Raw genomic sequence first — 21473 nt, 5'->3', positions numbered from 1 at the left:
GCCGCACGATGCTGTGAGCCCGCGAGCGCGTCCGCGCCCGCGGGGTTAGGTTCGCCACTGGCGCCGGGTGACGCAGGAGCGCAGGCTCCCGCCCGGCGTGGCCGAAGGGGGCCACCATGCCGAACGCCGGAACGCCCAGAGCCAGCATGTCGACCGTCCGTCGGCGCCTCGTCGCGCTCGTCCTCTGCGGGGCCCTCGGCCTCGTCGCCCCGGCCGTCGCCGTGGTCCCGGCGACCGCGGCGACCCCGCCGGTGGTCAGCCCGCTGCCCGCGAAGGGCTACGGGCTCTCGTCCTACTACGGGCCGCGCTGCATGCCGGTCAAGGGCTCCTCGACCTACCACCTCGGACAGGACATGGAGTCCTCGCGCGGCGTCGACATCGACGCGGTCGCCGCCGGGAAGGTCACCCGGGCGGGGACGACGTCGGGCGGGTTCGGGCAGTGGATCGTCATCGACCACACCGTCGGGGGAGTGCGGTTCTCCTCCGTCTACGGCCACATGCTCGACGGCGACAGGTACGTGAAGGTCGGCCAGAAGGTCACGAAGGGCCAGCACATCGCCGACGTCGGCTCCTCGGGGACGTCGACCAGCTATCACCTGCACCTGGAGATCTGGAAGGGCGCGTACCCGTCCGGCACCTCGACGGACCCCCTGCCGTTCCTCAAGGCGCGCGGGCTCGACCTCGTCAAGAACGCGCGCAGCGTCGCCCAGCGCACGGTGCCGTCGTCGTGCACCTACTACGCCACCGAGCGGCTGAACCTGCGCTCGGGGCCCAGCACCTCCTATCGCGTGCTGAAGGTGCTGCCCGTCAACGGGCGGATGACCGCGAAGCCGGGGGCGTCGTCGGGCTACTGGCTCAAGGTCACCTACTCCGGGACCACCGGCTGGGTACACCGGGACTACGCGTCGCCGTCGAGGACGGTGACGGCCAGCACCCTGCGGTACGTGACGCCCAGCACGCTGATCATGCGCAAGACGCCGTCGCGCTCGGCCTCGACCGTCGTGCTGCTCTACCGCAGCCAGCCCGTGCGGCCCACCGGGGCGGCCAAGAACGGGTGGCTGCCGGTGACGGCCACCGGGCACCGGGGCTACGTCGAGACGAAGTACCTGGCGACGCACCGGCCGGCCACGACGCTCTCCTACGTCACGGCGAGCTCGCTGAACCTGCGCAAGGGTCCCTCCACCGCGACCGCGCGGATCATCTCGCTCCCGCGGGGCAAGGCGGTGCGGCACCTGAAGGCGCCGTCGGGCGGGTGGGCGCTGGTCACGGCGAGCGGCAAGATCGGCTACGTCTCGACGACGTACCTGTCGTCGCGGCGGCCGTAGCGGGGGACCGGGCCGGCGGCGGTCAGGAGGCGGCGCGCGCCGCGACCGCGGTGGCGTCGGCCTCCGCGTGGGTGCCGGCGCTGCAGGCGCACGAGTGCTGGCGGGCGAGGGCGTCGTAGGCCGGCCAGACGCTCGCGCTCGCGGCCTCCGAGAGGACCGCGAGGACGGACCGCAGCGCGTCGAGCTGTGCGTCGTCGAGGTTCTCGAGGAGGGCGCGGCGCTGGAGCTTGGCGGAGTCCTGGACGTCGCCGAGCAGCGTGCGGCCGAGCGCGGTCGGCACGAGGAGCTTGACGCGGCGGTCGTGCTCGTCCTCGGAGCGGGAGATCAGCTCGCGCTCGACGAGCCGCTGGATGATGCCGGTCGCGACGTTGGGCGCGACCTTCAGCAGGTGCGCGAGGTCGCCGGTGGTCAGGGGGGAGCGGTGGACCACGAACATCAGGGCGCGCAGCTGCTGGACGGTGAGGTTGGAGGCGAGCAGGGAGTCGGTCTGCTCGGTGAGCCGCGCGGCGGCGAGGTCGGCCTCGAGGCGCTGCACGTCGTCGAGCAGGTGCTCGCGCTCGCTGGTCATCCGGTCCTCCGGGGCTGCTGACGGGGCGGTCACGATGTGAACCATAACACCCTTGATTCGGCTTCCCGAATAGTTCGCCCAAGATGTAAGTTTCCTTCATGACCAACAACTCTCCCGGAGTGCGGGCTGCCTCGGGCCCCGACACGACCGTGTCCCAGAGCGAGCACCGGGGGATCCTCCTGGTGTTCGCCGGCCTCATGGTCGCGATGCTGCTCGCGGCCCTCGACCAGACGATCTTCGCGACCGCGCTGCCGACCATCGTCGGCGAGCTCGACGGCGTGAACCACATGCTGTGGGTGACCACGGCCTACATCCTCGCCGCGACGATCATGATGCCGGTCTACGGCAAGCTCGGTGACCTCGTCGGCCGCAAGTACCTCTTCATGGCCGCGATCGCCCTGTTCATGGTGGGCTCCGTCATCGGCGGCCTGGCCCAGGACATGACGTCGCTGATCGTCGGCCGCGCCGTCCAGGGCCTCGGCGGCGGCGGGCTCATGATCCTCGCCCAGGCGATCATCGCCGACGTCGTCCCCGCGCGTCAGCGCGGCAAGTACATGGGCATCATGGGCGGCGTCTTCGCGCTCGCGTCCGTCGCCGGGCCGCTCCTCGGCGGCTGGTTCACCGAGTCGATCGGCTGGCGCTGGGCGTTCTGGATGAACATCCCCCTCGGCGTGCTCGCGCTGGTCTCGGCCGGCGCGTTCCTGCACCTGCCCAAGGTCGAGCGCAGCCGGCCGCGGATCGACGTCGCGGGCATGGTCCTGCTCGCCCTCGCGTCCACCTGCGTCGTGCTCGTCACCACGTGGGGCGGCAGCACGTACGACTGGGCCTCCGCCCAGATCTTCGGCCTGATCGTCGGGGCGATCGTCCTCGGCGTGGCCTTCGTGCTCGTCGAGCGCCGCGCCGCCGAGCCCGTCATGCCGCTGTTCCTGTTCAAGGAGCGCAACTTCGTCCTGACGACCGTCGCGGGCCTGTTCGTCGGCATCGCGATGTTCGGCGCCATGGCCTACATGCCCACCTACCTGCAGATGGTCACGGGCAAGTCCGCGACCGTCGCCGGCCTCCTGATGATCCCGATGATGGGCGCGATGCTCATCACCTCGATCGTCTCCGGCCGGGTCGTCACCCGCACCGGGCGCTACAAGTTCTTCCCGGTGTTCGGGCTCGGTTTCGTCGGCCTCTCGCTCGTGCTGCTCTCGACGCTGTCCGCCGGGCAGGCCGTCTGGGTCATCTGCGCCTACCTCGCGGTCCTCGGCCTCGGCCTCGGCCTGAGCATGCAGATCCTCATCCTCATCGTGCAGAACACGTTCCCGATCCGGGTGGTCGGGACCGCGACGGCGTCGAACAACTACTTCCGCCAGATCGGGGCGTCGATCGGCTCCGCGGTCGTCGGGAGCCTGTTCGTCCAGCGCCTGACGGACCTGCTGGCCGAGCGGATGCCCGCCGGCGCCTCCGGCGGCACGGACACGAACGCGTTCACGCCCGCGGCCGTCCAGCAGATGCCGGACGCGATCAAGGACGTCATCGTCTCCTCGTACAACGACGCGCTGATGCCGGTGTTCCTCTACATCGCGCCGCTCGCCGTCCTCGGCCTGATCGCGCTGCTCTTCGTCAAGGAGACCCCTCTCGCCACGCGGATCGACCGGGGCAGCGACCCGACGGGTTCGGCGACGGACGCGGCCGACGGCGTCGTGGACCCGGTCACGGGTGCCGGCACGCCGGTCGACCCGTCCGGCGCGGAGCTCGAGGACGGGCTGGGCGACGGGCACCACCCGAAGCACGCGGCGCAGGAGCCTGCCCGGGTCTGACCGGGCCGGGCGTCCCGCCGCACGGCCGCACTGCCGCACGGCCGCACCGCCGCACGGCCGCACCACCGCCGTGCCGCCGCACCACCGCCGCACGGCCGCACCACCACCGAACGCGTCATCTGTCGGCCCTCTGAACCTCGGGGGCCGACAGATGGCGCGTTCGGCGTTTCCCGATCCGGCCGAGCGCGTCATCTGTGGGTCACATGTGCCCGGTGGGCCGACTCAGGACGCGTTCGGCGGTGGTGCCGGGCACCGAGCGCGTCATGGGTGGGTCGAGAACGCCGAATCGGCCGACAGATGGCGCGTTCGGCGGTGGCGGCCGACAGATGGCGCGTTCGGCGGTGGGCCCGGCGGCGGCAGGGGGCGCGGCGCCGCCCGCGGTCAGTCCAGGTGGTCGGCGACCAGCTGCTCGGCGATCCCCGTGTACGTCGCGGGGGTGAGCGCCTGGAGCCGGGCCGTCACGTCGTCGGGCAGGCCGAGGCCCGCGACGAACTGCCGCATCTCCTCGCCGGTGAGCCGGTGCCCGCGCGTGAGGTCCTTCAGCCGCTCGTAAGGGTTCTCCATGCCCGGCACGCCGGCGACCGACGCCGCGCGCATCGCGGACTGGATCGGCTCGCCGAGCACCTCCCAGTTCGCGTCGAGGTCCTCGGCCATCAGGGTGGCGTTCACCGCGAGCGCCTGCAGGCCCCGCGCGACGTTGTCGATCGCGAGCAGCGAGTGGCCGAACGCCGGGCCGATGTTGCGCTGCGTCGTGGAGTCCGTGAGGTCGCGCTGCAGGCGCGACGTGACGAGCGTGGCCGACAGGGTGTCGAGGAGCGCACAGCTGAGCTCGAGGTTCGCCTCGGCGTTCTCGAAGCGGATCGGGTTGACCTTGTGCGGCATCGTCGAGGAGCCCGTCGCGCCGGCGACGGGGATCTGCGTGAAGAACCCGAGCGAGATGTACGTCCACACGTCGGTGGCGAGGTTGTGCAGGATCCGGTTGAACCGCGCGACGTCGGCGTAGACCTCCGCCTGCCAGTCGTGCGACTCGATCTGGGTGGTCAGCGGGTTCCACGTCAGGCCGAGGCCCTCGACGAACGCGCGCGAGACCGCGGGCCAGTCGACCCCGGGGACCGCGACGGTGTGCGCGCCGTAGGTACCGGTCGCGCCGTTGAGCTTGCCGAGGAACTCCCCGCCCTCGACGCGGCGCAGCTGGCGGCGCAGGCGGTGCGCGAGCACCGCGAGCTCCTTGCCGAGCGTCGTCGGTGTGGCCGGCTGCCCGTGCGTGCGGCTGAGCAGCGGCACGGCCGCGGAGTCGCGCGCCATGTCCGCGAGCTGGTCCGTCACGGCCGTCGCGGCCGGCAGCCACACCTGCCCGACGGCGCCGCGCACCATCAGCGCGTAGCTGAGGTTGTTCACGTCCTCGCTCGTGCAGGCGAAGTGCACGAGCTCGCCGACGCCGGGGAGCACCGTCGCGTCGCCGAGCGCGTCCGCCGCCCGCTCGAGCCGCCGCTTGACGAAGTACTCGACCGCCTTGACGTCGTGCACCGTGGTGCGCTCGATGTCCTTGAGCTCCGCGATCCCGTCCGCGTCGAGGTCGGTGACGATCGCGCGCAGGTAGGCGCGCTCGGCGTCGCTCAGCGAGGGGGCGCCGGGCACGACGGGTCCGTCGGTGACGCCCGGGACGCCGTCGCACAGCGTGATGAGCCACTCGACCTCGACGTGCAGGCGCTCGCGGTTGAGCGCGGCCTCGCTGAGGTGGTCGACGAGCGGAGCGACCGCGCCGCGGTAGCGCCCGTCGAGCGGCCCGAGCGCGATCGGTGGCACGACGTCGGCGAGGACGGTCCGGTCGGGGACCGGCACGGCGCGGGTCGCTGCGGGGGGGATCTGCTCTGCGGGGCGCTGGTTGTCGGGCACGCACGGCATTCTTCCACGCGTGCCCGACGACGCTGCGGGCCGTCCGTCCACACGTCGCCCACCGAGGACCCGGGTCCACACGGGCGCCGAGGGCGCCGTCGCCCGTGCGGTGACGGCCCTACGGTCGCCGCATGAACCCGCCCGGCGCGTGCCCCGCTCTCGACCGCGACTCGCCAGCTGCGCTCCTCGATGACGCGCGGTGGCGGGTCGACGCGTGCTTGGCGACGCTGGCGGGCGCGGACCGCCTGCCCTGGGCCGGGCACGCCGCCGGTGCCTACCGGGACGCGCTGGCGGAGGTGCGTGCCCGCGCCGCGGAGGCCGCCCGCCTCGTCGAGGCGGCGGTCGCGTCGGCGCGCGGCTTCGAGTCCTTCGCCGCGGCGGACCCGTGGTGAGCACGGTCAGGGCTACGGGCGCAGCGGGCCCGGCCGTGCCGTGGCCCGGGCGGGACCGCACGGCCGACGTCGTCGTCTCCGGCGGCACGGTGACCCGTGCCCGGACGGAGGTGATCCTGCATGACGCGCGGCGCGTCGCCGCGGCGGCCGACGACCTCGCCCACGCCGTGGTGCGGAGCGACGCTGCGGCGTACGTGCTGCGCTGGGCGCACGCCGGGCCGGCGGGAGCCGACCCGCTCGGTGCCGGGACCTTCGTGCGCGGCGCGGACGTGCTCGACCCGGACCGCGCCTGGCACGACGCGCACCTCGCCGCCGCGCGGGAGCGCGCGCTCGCCGACGCCTGCGCGGCGCGGGCCGCGGTGCGCGCCCTGCACGAGGCCGTCGCGGCGATCGCCGACCGCATGGAGCGCGCCGCCCGCCGGTACGACGCGACCGATGCGGCGGTGGCCCGTCGGATGGGCGCGGCCGGCCAGGTCCTGCTGACCGCGACGACGATCGTCAGCCCCTACCTGGCGGTCCAGGCGCTGCTCCTCGCCGGCGGAGGATCCGTCGTCCGGCACGGCCTCGACGGGGACGGCTGGGAGCTCGGGTACGCGGCCTCGGCGCTCGGCGAGGCGGAGGAGCCCGTCGTGCGCGGCCTCGCGCCGTACGTCGCGATCGGCGGCGCGGCGGCGACGGTGGCGACCGGGCACCTGCCTGCGGTGCCGCGGGGCGATCCGCAGGGGGCCGCCGACGCGCTGCGCCCCCTGCTCGCCGGCGGTCGCGCCCGCTCCGCGGACGCCCCCGTGGTGACCGAGGTCGCCGGCGGTGGCCGGGAGGTCCCCGTCGCCCGCGACCTGGCGGGCGCGCTCGCCACGGTCGACCCGGTCTACGGGACGCGCTCGGCGCGGATCCCGGACGGGGCCGTCGCGGTCCAGCGGCACGAGGGGCCCGACGGCGCGGTGCGCTGGCTCGTCACGGTGCCCGGCACCCAGGCCGGCGACGGGTCGACGCGGGGGTGGAGCCAGAACCTCGACCTGATGTCCCACGACCGCGAGGTCCGCGAGGGGGCAGACAGCGTCCAGGTCGTCCTCGCGTCGATGCGCCTGGCGGGCATCGGGCCGCAGGAGGAGGTGATGCTCGTCGGGCACAGCCAGGGCGGCATGGCCGCGGCGGTGGTCGCCGGCATGGCGGCGTCGGGCTTCGCGGTGCGCCGGCTGGTGGTCGCCGGCACACCGCTGGGCGCCTACGACGTGCCCCGCGACGTCCGGGTGACCAGCCTCGACGTCGCGGGCGAGTGGGTCGAGGGACTCGACGGGCGCGATCCCACGCCGTCACCGAACCACGTGACGATCACCGGACGCGCGCAGCCCGACGGCGGCGGGGGCGCGCTGCTGCCGCACGGCATGGGGTTCCACGAGCGGCTCCTGGCCGACGCGTCGAGGCTCGGCGACCCCGCGCTCGAGGACCAGCTCGCCGGGACCGAGGAGTTCCTGGCCGGGCGTGCGGGCCCGACCCGGGTCTTCGAGGGTCACCTCGTGCCGCGGGAGGACGACCCGTGACACCGAGCGGCGGTGCGGCGGTGCTCAGCGCGTCTGGCGCCCCGGGACGATGCCGGTGATCAGCGCGTTGATCACGGCGATGATCAGGGCGATCCACACGGCCCACCAGAACCCGCCCTCGAGGCGGATGCCCCAGTCGGTCGCCTCGGTCAGCCACGCCGTGAGCATGAGCATCAGGGCGTTGATGACCAGGTGGAACAGACCGAGCGTCAGGATGTACAGCGGGATCGAGATGATCTGCAGGATCGGCTTGACCACCATGTTGACCAGCGTGAAGAGCGCCGCGACCACGACGATGACGACGATCTCGCCGAGGACCGTCCCGTTGTCGACGATGAAGAAGTGGTCGTCGAAGATCAGGCTGGCGAACCAGAAGGTCAGACCCATGATGAGCGCGCGGACGAGGAAGTTCATGGGCGCATCATCCCAGGAGGTCCCGGCGCCCGCAGGGTCGGCGCGGGCGGACGTGGCATCCTGGCCCCGTGACCGCACGCCGCCGCCCCCGCGTCCCGATCCGCCCCGCCGTCGCCACCCTGCCGGCCTACGTGCCGGGCGCGCGCACGCCGGTCGGCGCCGCCGCCTTCAAGCTCACCTCGAACGAGATCCCGTACCCGCCGCTGCCCTCGGTCGTGGCGGCCATCGCGGACGCCGCCCAGGACGTCAACCGCTACCCGGACATGCACGCGACCGAGCTGGTCGAGGCGATCGCGGCACGGCTGGCGGCGACCCCGGAGGAGTCGCTGAGCGGCGACGTCGTGCCCTTCCGCGTGACGCCGGAGAACGTCGTGGCGGGCAACGGGTCCGTCGCCGTCCTGCAGCACGTCCTGGAGGCCGTGATCGACGTCGGCGACGAGGTCGTGATGCCGTGGCGCTCGTTCGAGGCGTACCCGATCGTCGTCGCCGTCGCCGGCGGGACGGCCGTGCCGGTCCCCGTCCGCGAGGACGGCCGGCTCGACCTGCCCGCGATGGCCGCGGCCGTCACCGACCGCACGCGCGTCGTGCTGGTGTGCAGCCCGAACAACCCCACCGGGCCGGTGGTGCACCAGGACGAGCTCGACGCGTTCCTCGCCCAGGTGCCCGACGACGTCCTGGTCGTCCTCGACGAGGCGTACGTCGAGTTCGTCCGCGACCCGAAGGTCGCCGACGGTCTCGCGACGATGGCCCGGCACCGCAACCTCGTCCTCGTGCGCACCTTCTCCAAGGCCTACGGGCTCGCCGGCCTGCGCGTCGGGTACGCCGTCGCCCGCAAGCGCATCGCGCGGGCGGTGCGCGCCACGTCGACGCCGTTCGGGGTGAACCACCTCGCGCAGAGCGCGGCGATCGCCTCGCTGGCGGTGGAGGGCGAGCTGCTCGAGCGCGTCGAGCGCGTCGTCGCCGAGCGGACGCGCATGGTCGCGCTGCTGCACGAGCAGGGCTGGGACCTGCCCGACGCCCAGGGCAACTTCGTCTGGTTCGCCCTCGGCAGTGCGAGCGCCGCGCGCGCGGCCGAGGCGACGGCCGCGGGGGTGCTCGTCCGGCCGTTCGCCGGGGAGGGCATCCGGGTGAGCGTCGGCGAGCCCGAGGCCACGGACCTGCTCCTGAAGGTGAGCGCGGGATGGCTGCCGCGCCGCTGACCCGTTGGTGGCTCGGCTGCTGATCGGTGCCGCGCCGACGGGCCGCCACCGACAACCTACGGGACCGTAGGTTACGCTTGCGTAGCCTACGGAGGCGTAGGTGCGCGCGGCGGTGCCCGGACGGGCCCGCACCGCGGCAGGAGCACGGAGGGAACCCCGAGTGAACCACCAGGACGGGACGCAGGCGGCGCACGAGCCGGGCGGCGAGGAGATGATCCAGCTCCTGACCCCGGAGGGCAGGCGCACCGCCGAGGGCCCGAGCGCCCCCTACGCCGAGCGCGTCGCCCACCTCGACCACGCCGCGCTGCGCGGGCTGTACCGGGACATGGTGCTGGTGCGCCGGTTCGACGACGAGGCCACGGCCCTGCAGCGCCAGGGCGAGCTGGGGCTCTTCCCGCAGTGCCTCGGCCAGGAGGCCGCGCAGGTCGGCTCCGGCCGGGCGCTCGCACCGCAGGACTACGTCTTCCCGTCCTACCGGGAGCACGGCGTCGCGCACACCCGCGGGCTGGACCTGGCGCAGATCCTGCTGCAGTTCCGCGGCGTCGACCACGGAGGCTGGGACACCGAGGCGCACAACTTCCACCTCTACACGCTCGTCATCGGCTCCCACACGCTGCACGCCACGGGGTACGCCATGGGCGTGCAGCGGGACGGCCTCGTCGGCACCGGGGACCCGGAGCGCGACACCGCCGTCGTCGCCTACTTCGGGGACGGCTCCACCGCCCAGGGCGACGTCAACGAGGCCCTCGTCTTCGCGGCGACGACCAACGCGCCCGTCGTGTTCTTCTGCCAGAACAACCAGTGGGCCATCTCGGAGCCCACGAGCCGCCAGTCCCGGGTGCCGCTGTTCCACCGCGGCCGGGGTTTCGGCGTGCCCAGCGTGCGCGTCGACGGCAACGACGTCCTCGCGAGCTACGCCGTGACGGCCGAGGCGCTCGAGCGCGCCCGCTCCGGCGGCGGCCCCACCTTCGTCGAGGCGTACACCTACCGCATGGGCGCGCACACGACGTCGGACGACCCGACGCGCTACCGCTCGCGCGCGCAGGAGCAGGAGTGGCGCGAGCGCGACCCGATCGACCGCCTGCGCCGCCACCTCGAGGCCGAGGGCGCCTGGGACGAGTCCTGGGCGAGCGACCTCGACGCGGAGGCCGACGCCTTCGGCGAGCGGCTGCGGGCGTACGTCCGCGCCATCGAGGCGCCGCCGGCGTCGTCCATGTTCGACACCGTCTACGCGAGCGAGCACGGCACCGTCACGGCCGACCGGGAGTGGCACGCGCAGTACGAGGCAGGTTTCGCCGATGCCGATGGTGATGCCGAGATCGCGACGCAGGGAGGCGCCCGATGAGCCAGACCGTCCAGGACCGGCCCGCCGGCAACGAGCAGGGCGCCGCCGCGCCGCCGCCGCCGACGACGAGGCTGACGCTCGGCCGGGCGATCAACGAGGCCATGCGCCGCGCGCTGGAGGACGACCCGAAGGTCCTGCTCATGGGCGAGGACATCGGGGCGCTCGGCGGGGTCTTCCGCGTGACCGACGGGCTGCAGAAGGACTTCGGCGAGGACCGCGTCGTCGACACCCCGCTCGCGGAGTCGGGCATCGTCGGGACCGCGATCGGGCTCGCGCTGCGCGGCTACCGCCCGGTCTGCGAGATCCAGTTCGACGGGTTCATCTTCCCGGCGTACGACCAGATCACGACCCAGCTCGCGAAGCTGCACAACCGGTCCCGCGGGCGCCTCGAGCTCCCCGTCGTGATCCGGGTCCCCTCGGGCGGGGGGATCGGCGCCGTCGAGCACCACAGCGAGAGCCCGGAGACCCTCTTCGCGCACACCGCGGGCCTGCGCGTCGTCGCGCCCTCGAACCCGCAGGACGCGTACACGATGCTCCGCGAGGCGATCGCCTCCCCGGACCCCGTCCTGTTCTTCGAGCCGAAGGCCCGCTACTGGGACAAGGCGGAGGTCGACCTCGCCCGCGTCGCGACGGCGGGGTCCGCCGCGAGCCTCGGCACGGCGCGCGTCGTCCGCCGGGGGAGCGACGTCACGCTGGTGACCTACGGCGCCGCGACCCACGTCACGCTCGCCGCCGCCGAGGCGGCCGCCGCCGAGGGCACGAGCGTGGAGGTGGTCGACCTGCGCGCGATCTCCCCGCTCGACACCGCCACGGTCGTCGAGAGCGTGCGTCGCACGGGGCGCTGCGTCGTCGTCCACGAGGCCCTGACGTTCCTCGGGCCGGGCGCCGAGGTCGCGGCCCGGGTCACGGAGGAGTGCTTCTACGCGCTCGAGGCCCCGGTCCTGCGGGTCGGCGGCTTCCACGCGCCGTACCCGGTCGCGAAGCTCGAGCACGACTTCCTGCCGAGCGTCGACCGGATCCTCGAGGCCGTCGACCGTACGCTCGCCTTCTAGCGCACCCCGGCCGCCCCGTACCGCACGCCACCCGAGAGCCACAGGAGCACCCGTGCCCACGCATCAGCAGTTCCGCCTCCCCGACGCCGGCGAGGGCCTGACCGAGGCCGAGATCGTGCAGTGGCACGTCGCACCGGGCGACACCGTCGAGGTCAACCAGCAGCTCGTCGAGATCGAGACCGCCAAGTCGCTCGTCGAGCTGCCGTGCCCCTGGGCCGGCGTGGTGGTCGAGATCCTCGTGACCGAGGGCACGACGGTCGACGTGGGCACGCCGATCGTCGTCGTGGACACCGACCCCGACGGCGCCCCCGCGGACGCGGGGACCGGCGACGCGGGCGCGGCGGCCGGGGGGGCCGCGACACCGGAGCCCGCCGCGCAGGCCGAGGGCTCGGGCGCCGTGCTCGTCGGTTACGGCGTCGCCGGCCCCGGCGGCTCCCGTCGCGCACGCCGCTCCACCGGCGCGGCCGCTCCCGCCGCAGCGCCTGCCGCTCCCGCCGCAGCGCCTGCCGCTCCCGCCGTCGCGCCCGCGGCCGCGGCGCAGCCGGTCGCCCCTCAGCCCGCCGCGCCCGCGCCCGCCGTGCCCCAGCCGGCCGAGCGTGCCCTCGCCAAGCCGCCCGTGCGCAAGCTGGCGCGCGACCTCGGCGTCGACCTCATGAGCGTCGACCCGACGGGGCCCGGCGGGATCGTCACGCGCGAGGACGTCGTCGCCCACCACGAGCGCAGCACGGCCCGCGAGCTCGCGACCTACGCCGGCGACGAGGAGCCGTGGCGCGAGGGCGGCAGCGTCACCCCCGACGGGCGCCAGACGCGCGTCGCCGTGCGCTCGGTGCGCAAGCGCACCGCCGAGGCGATGGTCGCGAGCGCGTTCACGGCGCCGCACGTCTCGGTCTTCCACACCGTCGACGTCACCCGCACCATGCGGCTCGTCGAGCGGCTCCGCGGGGACCGCGAGTTCGCGGACGTGCGCGTGACTCCGCTGCTGATCACGGCGAAGGCGCTGCTCGTCGCTGTCGACCGGCACCCCGAGATCAACGCGAGCTGGGACGACGCGGCGCAGGAGATCGTCTACAAGCACTACGTGAACCTCGGCATCGCCGCGGCCACGCCCCGCGGGCTCGTGGTGCCCAACGTCAAGGACGCGCACCGCCTCGACCTCAAGGGCCTCGCGCAGGGCATCGCGAGCCTCACCGCGACGGCACGCTCCGGGCGGACGTCGCCGTCGGACATGAGCGACGGCACGATCACGATCACGAACGTGGGCGTGTTCGGCATCGACACCGGGACGCCGATCCTCAACCCGGGCGAGGCCGCGATCCTCGCGTTCGGGGCGATCCGCCAGCAGCCGTGGGTGCACAAGGGCAAGATCCGCAAGCGGTGGGTCACGCAGCTCGCCCTGAGCTTCGACCACCGCCTCGTCGACGGCGAGCTGGGCTCGCGGTTCCTGGCGGACGTCGCGCGCGTGCTCGAGGACCCCGCGCAGGCCCTCGTCTGGGGCTGACGCCCGGCTCAGCCCTCGAGGGCGCCCGCGGGCTCCAGCGTGGACAGCTGCGCGTACAGGTCCCAGTGGTCCGGTCGTACGGCCGGGTCGAACCACACGGCGCCGTGCTCGATCCACCGCCGGCGGTACGCCCGGGCGTGCGCGGTCGAGACGTCGTCGACGCCGGACTCCGCGGCGCAGCAGTCGCAGACGACGTAGTGCGGTCCGGACTCCGTCCAGCCCGGCTCGCCGAGGTCCCACCCGCAGGCGCGGCAGAGGGTCGTCGAGGAGCCGTGGTCGTCGGGGGCGCCGCGGTCGTCACCGGCGGTCCGGCCGCCGGGGCGACCCGTGGGACGCGGGCGCACGGTCGCGGCGATCGAAAAGGCGGCGACGACGGCGCTGACGAGCGCCGCTCCCCGAGCCGAACCCCTGGACACCACGACGGGTCCTTTCCGATAAGTGATACCGCGCGTCTCGATCGTAGTCGGCAACGGGACCCCCACGGCACCCCCGGGTGCCGTCTGCACAGGGTGATTGTGCCCCGCACGCACGCGGTCCGGCATCTGGGGGCCGCGCTAGGGTGGGCGTCCACGCACCCCGGGAGGATCGCGGATGACGCTGCAGGGACGGCCGGCACCGGTCCTCGTCGGGTGCTCCCACGGCACCGACAGCCCCGCGGGACGCGCCGCGATCCGCGCCCTCCTGGACGACGTGCGCGCCGCGCGCCCCGACCTCGACGTGCGGGAGGCGTTCGTCGACGTGCAGGAGCCCGCTGTCGGTGATGTGGTCGACGCGGCGGTCCTGCCGCGCCCGCGCGGGGAGGGCCGCGACGCCGTCGTCGTCCCGCTCCTGCTCTCGGCCGGTTTCCACGTGCACGTCGACGTGACCGAGGCCGTCGCCGGCCGCGGCCCCGACGCGGGACGCGCGGCCCGGACGGGCGCGCTCGGACCGGACCCACGGCTGGTGGACGTCCTCGTCGACCGCCTCGCTGACGCCGCGCTGGCCGGGGGCGACGCCGTCGTGCTCGCCGCGGCCGGGTCGAGCGACGCGCGCTCCGCGCAGGCGGTCGAGGAGGTCCTGGCCGGGCTGCGTGCGCGGGTCCCGGCTCCCGTGACCGTCGGCTACGGGTCCATGGCGCGGCCCTCGGTAGGCGAGGCGGTCGCGGCCGCGCGCGCCTCGGGCGCCGCGCGCGTCGTCGTCGCCGCATACCTGCTGGCGCCCGGGTTCTTCCTGGACCGGCTGCGGGAGGCGGGGGCCGACGTCGTCACGGCCCCGCTCGCGCCGGACCCTCGCCTGACGGCCGTGGTGCTGGACCGGTACGCGGCGGGGGCCGCGGAGATCGCCGGGACTTCGCCCGCTCCGGCGTCGGCCGCGCAGCACCCGCTCCGCCCCGCGGAGTGACGTGTCCTCCCGCACACCGGCCGGTGCCCCGCGGGCTCCGGCGCGCGCCTAGTCTGGTGCGGTGACCTCCACCGCCTCGCGCGCCGGGACGACGCGCGGCCCCGCCACCTCCTCGGGCGACGGCGCGGCCGCCGGCGCTCGCACGAGCGACCCGGCGATCGCGCCGGGGACGCCGTGGTGGCTCGTCGCAGCGGCGCCGGGGGCGCTGCTCGTCGCGGTGCTCGCCGTGCTCGGGGCCGGGACCTGGTCGCGCGCGTTCGTCCCCACGTTCGTCGACCCGGGCGCCCTGGCCCTCTACGGCCTGCCGCTGGCGACGGTCCTGACCGAGCTCGCCGCGGCGGCGACCTTCGGCTCGCTCGTGCTCGCCGCGTGCGTCTTGACCCCCGGCAAGCCGGTGCGCCGGGCCCTGTCCACGGCGGGGGTCGCGTCGGGAGCCTGGGCGCTGCTCGCGCTCGCGCAGCTCGTGATGCGCTACTCCACCCTCTCCGGGACGGCGATCACGGACCCGACGTACGGGCCGCAGCTCGGGAAGTTCGTCACGCAGATCGAGCTCGGGCAGACGTATCTCGGGATCATCGTCGTGGTCGCGGCGCTCTCGGCGGTCGTGATGGCGGTGCGCACCGCGAACGGCGCGATGGTCACGGCGGTGCTGGCGGTCGTCGCGTTCTGGATCCAGGCCGGCACCGGCCACGCCTCGGGCAGCGCCGACCACGACCTGGCCGTCTCGACCATGTTCCTGCACCTGTCGGGCGCCGCCCTGTGGATCGGCGGTCTCGCCGGGCTGCTCGTCGGCCGGGTGCGCGGCGGCGTCGGGCGGCAGAACTTCGCCACCGCCGTCTCGCGGTACTCCTCGATCGCCGTGTGGTGCTACGTCATGGTCGGCGTCTCGGGCATCGCCAACGCCGCGATCCGCATCGGCTCGCTCGCCGACCTCGGCACCCGCTACGGCCAGCTCATCGTCGTCAAGGCGACGCTCCTCGTGGTCCTCGGCCTCTTCGGCTACGTGCACCGCGAGACCGTGATCAAGCGGCTGCGGCTCTCGCCGCGGGCGCCGGCGGCCCGGACCGCTGCCGGCCGGACGTCGTCGGGCGGCGACCAGGGGGCGGAGAAGGTCGTCACGCGCCTGTTCTGGCGGCTGGCCTCGGTCGAGCTGCTGGTCATGGGCGCGGTCTCCGGGGTCGCGGTCGCCCTGGGGTCGACGGCGCCGCCGGTCCCCGACGAGCCCTTCGCCGACCCGACCGCCGCCGAGATCGTCACCGGCTACCCGCTGCCGCCCGAGCCGACGCTCGCGGACTGGGCGTTCGGTCACGAGATCAGCCCCCTGTGGCTGTTCGCGGGGATCGCCGGGATCGTGGTCTACCTGCGCTGGACCGTGCGGCTGCGGCGCCGCGGCGACCGGTGGCCGGTCGGGCGCGCGGTCTCCTGGTGCCTCGGCATGCTGACGCTGCTGTGGGCGACCAACGGCGGCGCCGCCGTCTACGGGCACCTGATGTTCAGCGCCCACATGATCCAGCACATGACGCTCGCGATGATCGTGCCGATCTTCCTCGTGCTCTCCGCGCCCGTGACGCTCCTGGTCCGCGCGATCCCCGCGCGCAAGGACGGCTCGAAGGGCCCGCGCGAGTGGGTGCTCGGGCTCGTGGACTCCCGCTGGGGCCACTTCTTCGCCAACCCCGTCGTCTCCGCCGTGATGTTCGCGGGCTCGATGATCGCGTTCTACTTCACCGGCGCCTTCGAGCTGGCGCTGACGACGCACCTCGGGCACGCGCTGATGGTCGTGCACTTCACGCTGGTCGGGTACCTGTTCGTCAACGCCCTCGTCGGGATCGACCCCGGTCCGAAGCGCCTCGCCTACCCGCAGCGGCTGCTGCTGCTGCTCGCCACGATGGCGTTCCACGCGTTCTTCGGCGTCGTGCTCATGTCGGGGAGCTCGCTGCTCGTCGCCGACTACTTCGGCCTCACCGGAAGGCCGTGGGGCCCGAGCGCCATCGTCGACCAGCAGCGCGGGGGCGGGATCGCCTGGGGCATCGGCGAGATACCGACGCTCGCGCTCGCGTTCGTCGTCGCGCTGTCCTGGTCCCGGTCCGACGAGAAGGAGGCCCGCCGCCGCGACCGACGGGTGGCGCGCACGGGGGACGTCGAGATGGACGAGTACAACGCGATGCTCGCGCGCCTCAAGGAGCGCGACGACCGGACCGCGGACCGCCCGTAGGCTCCGTGCCCCCGTTCGACCCCGCCGCGGCCCTGCCCGGCCCTGGGTGCCGAGCACGCCATCTGTGCCGTACCGGGCCCCCGGAACGGGACAGATGGCGTGTTCGGCAGCAACTGGTGCGACGACGTCGACCACAGCCCGGTCGTCCCTGGCGGGCGTCCACATCGGCGAGGGCCCGGCCCCGCGCGGCGGCCCGCTCTGGTCGGCTCGTGCCGTGCCCCGCCGCGTCGACCTCGCCCCCGTGCTCGCCCTCGCCGCCGCACAGGAGGGGCTGGTCGGCGCCGACCAGTGCGCGCGCCTCGGCGTCGCGCGTGCCGTCCTCGCGCGCCGCGCCGCGTCGGGCGCCTGGCTCCGGATCGCGACCGGGGTCTACGACACGTCGCCCCGGTCGGCGCGTGACCACGATGCCCGACGACGTCGTGCGGCCTGGGCGGGCCTCCTCGCCCTGGGGCCGGGCGCCGTCGCCGTCGGCTCCTGCGCGCTCGCGCTGCTCGGGGTGGCGGGGCTGCCGCCGACCATCCGCCCCGAGGCCACCCTCGGCGAGAGCGCCCGGCGCCCGCGGGGGCTCGTCGTGCCCCGGCAGTTCGACGACGGGATGACGTGCGTGCGCGTCGGCGGCCGGCTGGTGGCCTCTCCCGAGTGGGCGCTCGCACAGGCCGTCCCCGAGCTCCCGCGGCGCAACGGGCTCGCGGTGCTCGACTCGGTCCTGGCCCAGCGGATGCTCACACCCCGGGGGCTGCGCCGGGCGCACGACCTCGCGCGAGGGCGTCGCGGCGTCGCCCGGACGCACGACCTGTGGGGCCTGGCGGACGCGGGCGGCGAGTCGCCGCTCGAGTCGTTCGCCCGGCTCGAGTGCGTCGACGCGGGACTCCCGCCGGACAGGCTCCAGCTCGAGGTGCGGGACGACGACGGGACGTTCGTCGGGCGCGGCGACCTGGCGTGGTGGCTCGGCGACGGCCGATGGCTCGTCGCAGAGCTCGACGGCCGCGACGTGCACGGAAGCCCGGAAGCCGTCTACGCGGACCGGGTGCGCCAGAACGCGATGCTCTCGACAGGGCGGGTCGTCCTGCTGCGCTTCACGTCGGCGGACCTGCCGCGGCTCGCCGCGACGATCGGTCGCGAGCTCGCGCGCCACCGTCGTCGTCCCGCTCCCGCTCCAGCTCCGGTGACCGCGACCACGTGATCTGTGCCGTACCGGGCCCCCGGAACGAGACGGATGGCGTGTTCGACAGGGGGCGGGAGGAACTCGCACCGCGCGCTGACGTCCCGCAAAGCCGGCTCACAGGCTCGAGGCGCTCCATGGAGGACATCACCACACGACCTCTGGAGGACCTCATGGGCCAGCTCGCCCTCTTCGGCGCCGACCTCGTCGCGATCGCCGTGCTCACGTTCGGCATCTACTTCCCCCGCCACCGGCGCCGCGACCTCGTGGTCGCCTACCTGGGGCTGAACGTCGGGGTCCTGGCCGTCGCGGGCGCGCTCTCCTCGAGCTCCGTCGGCGCGGGCGTCGGGCTGGGCCTGTTCGGGGTGCTGTCGATCATCCGGCTGCGCTCCTCGGAGATCGCCCAGCACGAGGTCGCCTACTACTTCGCGGCGCTCGCGCTCGGCCTGCTGGGCGGTCTCGGTGCCCTCGGCGGCGTGCCCGCCTGGCTCGCGCCCGTCCTCATGGCCGCGATCGTGCTCGCCCTGTACGTCGGCGACCACCCGCGCCTCTACGGCCGCTACCGCAGCCAGTCGATCGTCCTGGACGTGGCCATCACCGACGAGCGCGCGCTGACCGCGCACCTCGAGGCGCTGCTCGGCGCCCGGGTGCGGTCGATGACCGTGCGCCGCGTCGACCTCGTCGACGACACGACGATCGTGGACGTGCGCTACCAGCTGCCCCGGGGGACGACGGCGGCCCTCGCCCCGGTCGCGGACCTCGCGCCGGGCGCGGCCCCGGCCCGAGAGCTGCCGGCCGTCCGGCGGGGCCCGTCGGCGCCGTCGGCCCCGGCCCGGGCCGCGACGGCTCCCGAGCGCGCCGGGGCCCGGCGGTGAACGCCGTCGCCGGCCTGGTGTCCGTGGGGCTCGAGGCGCTCGACGCCCAGGCGGCGCTGCAGACGCGCGTCGACCGCAAGTACGTCGTGCCGCTCTCGGCGACCGACGGGATCCTGGCCGAGCTCACCGCGACGGAGCCGGCGACCGCCGTCCTCGAGATCGCCGGCGCCCGGTCGTTCGGGTACGAGTCGGTGTACTTCGACACGCCCGACCTGGACAGCTACCACCTGACGGTGCGCCGCCGGCGCCGGCGGTTCAAGGTCCGCACCCGCGCGTACCTGGAGACCGGCGGCTGCTGGCTCGAGGTGAAGACCCGCGGGGCGCGCGGCACCACGGTCAAGCAGCGCACCGCCTGCGGGGCCGACGACCGGCGGCGGCTGACCGCCCACGGGCGCGACTTCGTCGCCGCCGTCCTGCACGACGCCGGGGTGGCCCCGGTGCCGGTGGACGAGCTCGCGCCGACCCTCGTGACCCGCTACCGGCGCACGACGCTCCTGCTGGGCGGCGCGACCGCGAGCCGTGCCACGATCGACACCGGTCTCGGCTGGAGCCTCGACGACCCGGCGCGGACCACGGCCGGCGTCGACGGTCTCGCCGTCGTCGAGACCAAGACCGGCTCGGCGGCGTCCGCGCTCGACCGCGTCCTGTGGTCCCGCGGACACCGCCCCGTGCGCATCTCCAAGTTCGGCTCGGGCCTCGCCACGCTGCGCCCCGAGCTCCCCTCGACCCCCTGGAACCGCGTGATCTCGCGGTACCTCGACCCGGCCACCGCCGTCGACGCCGCGCGCGCGACGCCGGCCCAGCGATAGGAGCACCCCGTGCGACGCACACTTCCCATGATCATCACCTCCTCGGCCGTGGCGGCCCTGCTGCTCGCCGGCTGCACCTCCACCGACGGCGACGGGTCCGGCGCGGCCGGGACGTCGTCGGGCACCTCGACGTCCGCGAGCGAGACCTCCGCCGCCGCGAGCGCGGACCCCGACACGACCGCGAAGCAGGTCCTGGCCGACGACACCGCGGCCCACGAGGTCGACGCGCAGTGGGACACCGCGGACGAGGTCGCGATCGCGCTCGGCGACGGCTCCGCCACGGTCTCGGCCGACGGCGACACCTCCGGGGTGAGCGTCGACGGGTCGACGGTCACCATCACCGCGCCCGGCACCTACCGGGTCTCGGGCACGCTCGACGACGGGCAGCTCACGGTCGCCTCCTCGGCCGAGGGGACGGTCCGGATCGTGCTCGACGGCGCCGACATCACCTCCGCGACCGGCTCGCCGTTCGTGGTCGAGGACGCCGACGACGTCGTGGTGGTCCTCGCGGACGGCTCCGAGAACCACCTCGCGGACGCGAAGAAGTACGACGACACGTCCGAGGACGCCCCGAACGCGGCGCTCTACAGCACGGCCGACCTGGGCATCACCGGGACGGGTGCGCTGAGCGTCGAGGGCAGCGCCGCGGACGGGATCACGAGCAAGGACGGGCTCGTCATCGAGTCCGGGAACGTGACCGTGGACGCCGCGGACGACGGGATCCGCGGCAAGGACTACCTCGTCGTCTCGGGCGGCACGCTCGACGTGACCGCGGGCGGCGACGGGCTGAAGTCGGACGACGACGAGGACGAGGCGCTCGGTTACGTGCACCTGGCCGGCGGCACGCAGAAGGTCACCGCCGGCGCGGACGGCGTGCAGGCGCAGACCGACCTCGTCGTCACCGGCGGGTCGCTCGACGTGGCCTCCGGCGGCGGGCATGCCGCCGAGCTCGGCGACGACGACTCCGCGAAGGGCCTCAAGGCCGACGTCGCGGTCGTCGTCTCGGGCGGCGACGTGGGCGTCGACGCCGCCGACGACGCCGTCCACTCCGGCGGCATCGTCACCGTCACCGACGGCGCGCTCACCCTCGCGAGCGGCGACGACGGCGTCCACTCGGACGGCGGGCTGTGGATCGCCGACGGCGACCTGACGGTGAGCACGTCCGTCGAGGCGCTCGAGGGGGCGCACATCACGCTCGCCGGCGGTGCGGTCGACGTGACGGCCAGCGACGACGGGGTCAACGCCTCGACCGGCAGCGGCAAGACCGAGACCGCGGCCGGGGGCGCCGCCGGCGGCGGCGCGCCGGACGGCGCGCCGACCGACATGCCGCAGCCCCCGGACGGAGGCGGCCGGGGCGGTGGCGGTGCCCCGGACGGCGGAGGCCAGGGCGGCGGCATGCCCGGCGGCACGGTCGAGGACGCGAGCCTGACGATCACCGGCGGGACGCTCGCCGTCGACGCCGACGGCGACGGCCTGGACTCCAACGGGACGATGGACGTCTCGGGCGGGACCGTCGTCGTCCAGGGGCCCACGAACGGCGGCAACGGGGCGCTCGACGTGAACGGCTCGTTCGCGATCTCGGGCGGCGAGCTGACGGCCGTCGGGAGCTCGGGGATGGCGGTCGCGCCCGACGCGGACGCCGACCAGGCCTCGATCATGGCGACCCTCGACAGCGCCGGCGCCGCGGGCTCGACGGTCCAGGTGCTCGACGCCTCCGGCGACGTCGTGGCGTCGTTCACGGCCGAGAAGGAGTTCGGCTCGGTCGTCTACTCCTCGCCGACGATCGAGGACGGCGCCGAGTACACGGTGACCGTGGACGGGACCGCGGCCGGGACGGCGACGGCCGGCGACTACCCGGCGTCGACCATGGGCGGCCCCGGCGGCGGCGCGGGCACGGCGACCCAGAGCTCGGCGGACGCCTCGACCGTCTGACCCCGCTCACCCAACGGCTTGTCAGACCCTCGCTCCGCCATAGGCGAGCGAGGGTCTGACAAGTCCGG

General features: G+C 74.7%; 18 protein-coding genes. 14 read left to right on the top strand and 4 right to left on the bottom strand.

What is annotated here, in order from left to right; all coding sequences use genetic code 11:
• The first annotated feature begins 116 nt into the window (after positions 1–116).
• Entirely contained in the window at positions 117–1325 is a 1209-nt protein-coding gene (locus tag EDF32_RS00625) for an SH3 domain-containing protein (protein ID WP_123306613.1), read from the top strand.
• Between the two features lie 22 nt (positions 1326–1347).
• On the opposite strand, the gene EDF32_RS00620 is transcribed toward EDF32_RS00625, so the two are convergent.
• Entirely contained in the window at positions 1348–1926 is a 579-nt protein-coding gene (locus EDF32_RS00620; protein WP_158614031.1) for a MarR family winged helix-turn-helix transcriptional regulator, read from the bottom strand.
• Positions 1927–1991: 65 nt separating this feature from the next.
• Between EDF32_RS00620 and EDF32_RS00615 the strand changes: the two genes are divergently transcribed.
• Entirely contained in the window at positions 1992–3698 is a 1707-nt protein-coding gene (locus EDF32_RS00615; RefSeq protein WP_123306611.1) for an MDR family MFS transporter, read from the top strand.
• Positions 3699–4079: 381 nt separating this feature from the next.
• Here EDF32_RS00615 and purB read toward each other — a convergent pair whose 3' ends face one another.
• Entirely contained in the window at positions 4080–5540 is a 1461-nt protein-coding gene (gene purB, locus EDF32_RS00610) for an adenylosuccinate lyase (RefSeq protein ID WP_233565597.1), read from the bottom strand.
• 185 nt (positions 5541–5725) lie between these two features.
• On the opposite strand from purB, the gene EDF32_RS00605 reads away from it, so the two are divergent.
• Positions 5726–5986: a hypothetical protein gene (locus EDF32_RS00605; protein WP_123306609.1), complete on the top strand. Its 261-nt coding sequence runs from the start codon at positions 5726–5728 to the stop codon at positions 5984–5986.
• Positions 5983–7527 carry a hypothetical protein gene (locus tag EDF32_RS00600; RefSeq protein ID WP_148061539.1) on the top strand — a complete coding sequence of 515 codons (1545 nt, stop codon included), beginning with the start codon at positions 5983–5985 and terminating at the stop codon, positions 7525–7527. Before EDF32_RS00605 ends, EDF32_RS00600 begins: the two co-directional genes overlap by 4 nt.
• A gap of 24 nt (positions 7528–7551) precedes the next feature.
• Here EDF32_RS00600 and EDF32_RS00595 read toward each other — a convergent pair whose 3' ends face one another.
• A complete protein-coding gene (locus tag EDF32_RS00595) occupies positions 7552–7941 on the bottom strand; it encodes a phage holin family protein (RefSeq protein WP_123306607.1) in 390 nt (129 codons plus the stop codon).
• A 68-nt stretch (positions 7942–8009) separates the two neighbouring features.
• Between EDF32_RS00595 and hisC the strand changes: the two genes are divergently transcribed.
• From hisC to EDF32_RS00575, 4 genes are all read left to right on the top strand, one after another.
• Positions 8010–9140, top strand: coding sequence for a histidinol-phosphate transaminase (gene hisC / locus EDF32_RS00590; RefSeq protein ID WP_123306606.1), 1131 nt, complete (start codon positions 8010–8012; stop codon positions 9138–9140).
• A gap of 211 nt (positions 9141–9351) precedes the next feature.
• Positions 9352–10485 (top strand): pyruvate dehydrogenase (acetyl-transferring) E1 component subunit alpha, encoded by a 1134-nt coding sequence (pdhA, locus tag EDF32_RS00585; RefSeq protein WP_123306653.1) that lies wholly within the window; start codon positions 9352–9354, stop codon positions 10483–10485.
• Positions 10482–11537 (top strand): alpha-ketoacid dehydrogenase subunit beta, encoded by a 1056-nt coding sequence (locus EDF32_RS00580; protein WP_123306605.1) that lies wholly within the window; start codon positions 10482–10484, stop codon positions 11535–11537. Before pdhA ends, EDF32_RS00580 begins: the two co-directional genes overlap by 4 nt.
• A gap of 52 nt (positions 11538–11589) precedes the next feature.
• Positions 11590–13035 carry a dihydrolipoamide acetyltransferase family protein gene (locus tag EDF32_RS00575; protein ID WP_123306604.1) on the top strand — a complete coding sequence of 482 codons (1446 nt, stop codon included), beginning with the start codon at positions 11590–11592 and terminating at the stop codon, positions 13033–13035.
• Positions 13036–13043: 8 nt separating this feature from the next.
• Here the strand turns inward: EDF32_RS00575 and EDF32_RS00570 are convergent, their stop codons facing one another.
• Positions 13044–13454, bottom strand: coding sequence for a hypothetical protein (locus EDF32_RS00570; RefSeq protein WP_123306603.1), 411 nt, complete (start codon positions 13452–13454; stop codon positions 13044–13046).
• A 172-nt stretch (positions 13455–13626) separates the two neighbouring features.
• Here EDF32_RS00570 and EDF32_RS00565 point away from each other — a divergent pair, with 172 nt between their 5' ends.
• The 6 genes from EDF32_RS00565 to EDF32_RS00540 all read left to right on the top strand — a co-directional run bounded on the left by EDF32_RS00565 (position 13627) and on the right by EDF32_RS00540 (position 21405).
• Complete coding sequence (locus tag EDF32_RS00565; protein ID WP_123306602.1) at positions 13627–14415, top strand: sirohydrochlorin chelatase; 789 nt, start codon at positions 13627–13629, stop codon at positions 14413–14415.
• Positions 14416–14476: 61 nt separating this feature from the next.
• Positions 14477–16627, top strand: a complete 2151-nt coding sequence (locus EDF32_RS00560; protein WP_233565593.1) for a cytochrome c oxidase assembly protein — start codon at positions 14477–14479, stop codon at positions 16625–16627.
• Between the two features lie 214 nt (positions 16628–16841).
• Positions 16842–17810, top strand: coding sequence for a hypothetical protein (locus EDF32_RS00555; RefSeq protein ID WP_123306601.1), 969 nt, complete (start codon positions 16842–16844; stop codon positions 17808–17810).
• 116 nt (positions 17811–17926) lie between these two features.
• Entirely contained in the window at positions 17927–18664 is a 738-nt protein-coding gene (locus EDF32_RS00550) for a DUF4956 domain-containing protein (RefSeq protein WP_370449870.1), read from the top strand.
• Positions 18661–19473: a polyphosphate polymerase domain-containing protein gene (locus tag EDF32_RS00545; RefSeq protein WP_123306600.1), complete on the top strand. Its 813-nt coding sequence runs from the start codon at positions 18661–18663 to the stop codon at positions 19471–19473. Before EDF32_RS00550 ends, EDF32_RS00545 begins: the two co-directional genes overlap by 4 nt.
• Before the next feature lie 9 nt (positions 19474–19482).
• Entirely contained in the window at positions 19483–21405 is a 1923-nt protein-coding gene (locus tag EDF32_RS00540; protein ID WP_199734775.1) for a carbohydrate-binding domain-containing protein, read from the top strand.
• Positions 21406–21473 lie beyond the last annotated feature (68 nt).

Source organism: Cellulomonas sp. PhB143 (assembly GCF_003752595.1).
Taxonomy (GTDB): Bacteria; Actinomycetota; Actinomycetes; order Actinomycetales; family Cellulomonadaceae; genus Paraoerskovia.
Note: the sequence above shows the minus strand (reverse complement) of the source record. Positions and strands in the feature narration are given on the sequence as shown.

Bases quoted from the DNA above. Each gene is read 5' to 3' on its own strand.
- EDF32_RS00625 (WP_123306613.1), top strand. From the start codon at position 117: ATGCCGAACGCCGGAACGCCCAGAGCCAGCATGTCGACCGTCCGTCGG.
- EDF32_RS00615 (WP_123306611.1), top strand. From the start codon at position 1,992: ATGACCAACAACTCTCCCGGAGTGCGGGCTGCCTCGGGCCCCGACACG.
- EDF32_RS00605 (WP_123306609.1), top strand. From the start codon at position 5,726: ATGAACCCGCCCGGCGCGTGCCCCGCTCTCGACCGCGACTCGCCAGCT.
- EDF32_RS00595 (WP_123306607.1), bottom strand. From the start codon at position 7,941: ATGAACTTCCTCGTCCGCGCGCTCATCATGGGTCTGACCTTCTGGTTC.
- pdhA (WP_123306653.1), top strand. From the start codon at position 9,352: ATGATCCAGCTCCTGACCCCGGAGGGCAGGCGCACCGCCGAGGGCCCG.
- EDF32_RS00580 (WP_123306605.1), top strand. From the start codon at position 10,482: ATGAGCCAGACCGTCCAGGACCGGCCCGCCGGCAACGAGCAGGGCGCC.
- EDF32_RS00565 (WP_123306602.1), top strand. From the start codon at position 13,627: ATGACGCTGCAGGGACGGCCGGCACCGGTCCTCGTCGGGTGCTCCCAC.
- EDF32_RS00550 (WP_370449870.1), top strand. From the start codon at position 17,927: ATGGAGGACATCACCACACGACCTCTGGAGGACCTCATGGGCCAGCTC.